The 4,400-nt window shown below is 69.4% G+C and carries 2 protein-coding genes and 1 pseudogene; all 3 read left to right on the plus strand.

Annotation, left to right across the window (positions count from 1 at the left end):
• The coding region (locus AC1D15_RS19495; RefSeq protein ID WP_477827281.1) for a glycogen/starch/alpha-glucan phosphorylase at positions 1 to 1,614 on the plus strand (1,614 nt) is incomplete at its 5' end.
• A 31-nt stretch (positions 1,615 to 1,645) separates the two neighbouring features.
• Entirely contained in the window at positions 1,646 to 3,829 is a 2,184-nt protein-coding gene (gene glgB / locus AC1D15_RS19500) for a 1,4-alpha-glucan branching protein GlgB (RefSeq protein WP_477827282.1), read from the plus strand.
• A pseudogene (locus AC1D15_RS19505) lies at positions 3,829 to 4,400 on the plus strand (glycogen debranching protein GlgX); the annotation flags it as partial. The gene glgB and the pseudogene AC1D15_RS19505, both read left to right, overlap by 1 nt.

A 4,400-nucleotide genomic window follows, 5' to 3' on the forward strand; every position in this document is an offset into this window, starting at 1 on the left:
TTCTTCACCAGCGCGTCGATCCAGGACATCGTCGCCCGCCACCTCGACGAGCACGACAGCCTGCAGAACCTGGCCGACCAGGTCGCGATCCACCTGAACGACACGCACCCGGCGATCGGCGTGGCCGAGCTGATGCGCGTGCTGTGCGACGACCACGCGATGCCCTGGGCCGCCGCCTGGGAGGTCACGCAGAAGACCTTCTCGTACACCAACCACACGCTGATGCCCGAGGCGCTCGAGACCTGGGCGGTGTCGCTGATGCAGCAGGTGCTGCCGCGCCACCTGGAGATCATCTTCCGCATCAACCAGGAGTTCCTCGACCTGGCGGCCAAGCAGCGCCCCGGCGACGACGGCTTCCTGCGGCGCCTGTCGCTGATCGACGAATCGGGCGAGCGCCGGGTGCGCATGGCCAACCTGTCGATCGTCGGCAGCCACAAGGTCAACGGCGTCTCGGCACTGCATTCCGAGCTGCTGACCAAGACCATCTTCGCGGACTTCGCGTCGCTGTACCCGAGCCGTTTCACGAACATGACCAACGGCGTCACGCCGCGGCGCTGGCTGGCGCAGGCCAACCCGGGCCTGGCGCACCTGCTCGACCAGACGCTCGGCCGCGGCTGGCGGCTCGACCTCGACCAGCTCGCGCAGCTGAAGGAGCACGCCGGCAGCGAGGCCTTCCGCAGCAAGTTCGCCGCGATCAAGTTCAACAACAAGAAGCGGTTGGCCGAGCACATCCAGCGCCACACCGGCATCCACGTCGACCCGGGCAGCCTGTTCGACGTGCAGGTCAAGCGCATCCACGAGTACAAGCGCCAGCTGCTGAACGTGCTGCACGTCGTCACGCGCTACCTGGCGATCATCGAGAACCCGACGCTGCCCTGGGTGCCGCGCACCGTGATCTTCGCCGGCAAGGCCGCGTCGTCTTACCAGACGGCGAAGTCGATCATCCGGCTGATCCACGACGTGGGCACGGTGGTCAACGCCGATCCGCGCGTCGGCGGCAAGCTGCGCGTGGTGTTCATCCCGAACTACGGCGTCTCGGTGGCCGAGGTCATCATGCCGGGCGCCGACCTGTCGGAGCAGATCTCCACTGCCGGCACCGAAGCCTCGGGCACCGGCAACATGAAGYTCGCRCTGAACGGCGCGCTGACGATCGGCACCGACGACGGCGCGAACATCGAGATCCGCCAGAGCGTCGGCGACGACAACATCTTCATCTTCGGGCTGAAGACGCCCGAGGTGCAGGCGCTGAAGGCCTCGGGCTACCACCCGATGCGCCACTACGACGGCAACCCGGCGCTGAAGGCGGTGCTCGACGCGATCTCCGGCGGCCTGTTCTCGCCCGACGAGCACGACCGCTACCGCCCACTCGTCGATTCACTGCTGTGGGGCGGCGACCACTACCTGCTGCTCGCCGACTACGACGCCTACGTGCAAACGCAGCAACGCGTGGACACGCTGTATGGCCACCGCGAGGCCTGGATCGCGCGCGCGATCGCCAACGTGGCCGGCATGGGCGCGTTCTCGGCCGACCGCACGATCCGCGAGTACGCGCGCGACATCTGGAACATCGACCCCGAGCTGAAGGCCGCGGCGGCGCTGCGATCGGTTGCCTGACAATGACACCCCGTCGTTGCCACCGCCTCCCATGCTGACCGCCGCCGAGATCGAGGACATCCGCCACGCCCGCCACGGTGATCCGTTCTCGGTGCTCGGCGCGCACGTCGATACGAGCGGGCAGCGCTGGCTGCGCTGCTTCCAGCCCGGTGCCCGCGCGGCGCTGGCCGTGGATGTCTCCAGCGGCCAGCCGCTGTCGCTGCTGACGCAGCTGCACCCCGACGGCGTGTTCGAGGGCATGCTCGGCAGCGCCGCCGGCACGCACCGCCTGCAGTTCACCTGGGCCGACGGCAGCGTCTCCACCGTCGACGACCCCTACCGCTTCCCGCCGGTGCTCGGCGAGCTCGACGTGTGGCTGCTGGCCGAGGGCACGCACCTGCGGCCGTACGAGACGCTGGGCGCGCAGGTGCGCGTGATGGAAGGCGTCAGCGGCACCAGCTTCGCGGTGTGGGCGCCGAACGCGTCGCGCGTCAGCGTGGTCGGCGACTTCAACCACTGGGACGGCCGCATCCACCCGATGCGGCTGCGCCGCGAGTGCGGCGTGTGGGAGATCTTCCTGCCCGGCATCGCCGAAGGCGCGCGCTACAAGTACGAGATCCGCACCGCCGACGGCCACGTGTTGCCGCAGAAGGCCGACCCGTACGCGCTGCAGTCCGAGCTGCGGCCGGCCACCGCGAGCGTGGTCTCGCACATGCCGCGGCTCGCGCCGGCCTCGGCGCAGCGCCAGCAGTCGAACGCGCTCGACGCGCCGGTCAGCATCTACGAGGTGCACCTCGGCTCGTGGCGCCGCAAGCCCGAGGAAGGCGACCGCTGGCTGAGCTGGGACGAGCTCGGCGACACGCTGGTGCCGTATGCACAGGACATGGGCTTCACGCACCTCGAGCTGATGCCGGTCAGCGAGCACCCGTTCGACGGCTCGTGGGGCTACCAGCCGGTGGGGCTGTATTCGCCCACCGCGCGCTTCGGCGACGGCCCGGGCTTCCGGCGCTTCGTCGACCGCTGCCATTCGGCCGGCCTCGGCGTGCTGCTCGACTGGGTGCCGGCGCATTTCCCGAGCGACGTGCACGGCCTCGCGCAGTTCGACGGCACGCACCTGTACGAATACGCCGACCCGCGCGAAGGCTTCCACAACGACTGGAACACGCTGATCTACAACCTTGGGCGCACCGAGGTGCGCAACTTCCTGGTCGGCAATGCGTTGTACTGGCTGGAGCGCTACGACGTCGACGGGCTGCGCGTCGATGCGGTCGCCTCGATGCTGTACCGCGACTACAGCCGCGAGCCGGGCGAGTGGATCCCGAACGTGCACGGCGGGCGCGAGAACCTCGAGGCCATCGCGTTCCTGAAGCGCATGAACGAGGTGGTGGGCATCGAGCGGGCGCAGGCCGTCACGCTGGCCGAGGAATCGACCGCCTTCCCGGCGGTGTCGCGGCCCACCTTCGCCGGCGGCCTCGGCTTCCACTACAAGTGGAACATGGGCTGGATGCACGACACGCTGAAGTACATGGCGCGCGACCCGGTGCACCGCAAGCACCACCACGGCGAGATGAGCTTCGGGCTGGTGTATGCCTTCAACGAGAACTTCGTGCTGCCGCTCTCGCACGACGAGGTGGTGCACGGCAAGGGCTCGCTGATCGCGAAGATGCCGGGCGACCGCTGGCAGAAGTTCGCGAACCTGCGGGCCTACTACGGCTTCATGTTCGGGCACCCGGGCAAGAAGCTGCTGTTCATGGGCGGCGAGTTCGCGCAGGAGCGCGAGTGGGACCATGACCAGAGCCTCGACTGGCATCTTCTTTCCGATGGCCTGCACGAAGGCATGCAGCGGCTGGTGCGCGACCTGAACCGCTTCTACCGGGCCACGCCGGCGCTGTACGAGCAGGATTTCATCCCGGCCGGCTTCGAGTGGATCGACCACCAGGATGCCGAGCATTCGGTGATCAGCTTCGTGCGGCACGGCCGCCACGGGGGCGCTACCGTGCTGGTCGTCGCCAACCTGACACCGACGGTGCGCCAGGGGTTCCGCGTCGGCGTGCCGCGGCCGGGCGAGTACCGCGAGCGCATCAACACCGATTCGGCGCACTACGGCGGCAGCAACGTCGGCACGCCGCTCGGCGCCGCGCGCTCGGAAGACGTGCCGTGGCAGGGCCGCGCGCAGTCGGTGATGCTGACGCTGCCACCGCTGGCCACCGTGTTCCTCGAGTGGTCGGCCACCTGATGACAGGCCTGGAGGCGGGCCGCCCGTGGCCGCTGGGTGCGCACTGGGACGGCCACGGCATCAACTTCGCGGTCTTCTCGGAACATGCGCAAGGCATCGACCTGTGCCTGTTCGACGAGACCGGCACGCAGCAGCGCTCATGCACCGCCCTGCCCGGCCACACGCAGCAGGTGTGGCACGGCTACCTGCCGGGCGCGCAGCCGGGGCTGGTGTACGGCCTGCGCGCGCACGGCCCGTGGCAGCCGGAGCGCGGGCACCGCTTCAACCCGGACCAGCTGCTGCTCGACCCGTATGCGCGCGAGATCGTCGGCCGCTTCGAGTGGGATGGAGAACGGGCGCTGAAGGCGCGCGTCGTGCGCGACGGCTTCGACTGGGGTACGGATGCGCCGCCCTGCACGCCGCTGGCCGACACGGTGCTGTACGAGCTGCACGTGAAGGGCTTCACCCGGCTGCATCCCGGCGTGCCCGAGGCGCAGCGCGGCACCTATGCGGGCCTGGCGAGCGACGCCGCCATCGCGCACCTGAAGCGGCTGGGTGTCACCGCGGTCAGCCTGCTGCCGGTGCACCAGGC

Source organism: Rhizobacter sp. P2_H2 (assembly GCF_056403375.1).

What these genes read in the sequence shown, in the direction of transcription:
- glgB (WP_477827282.1), top strand. Translation starts at nt 1,646, where the DNA reads ATGCTGACCGCCGCCGAGATCGAGGACATCCGCCACGCCCGCCACGGT.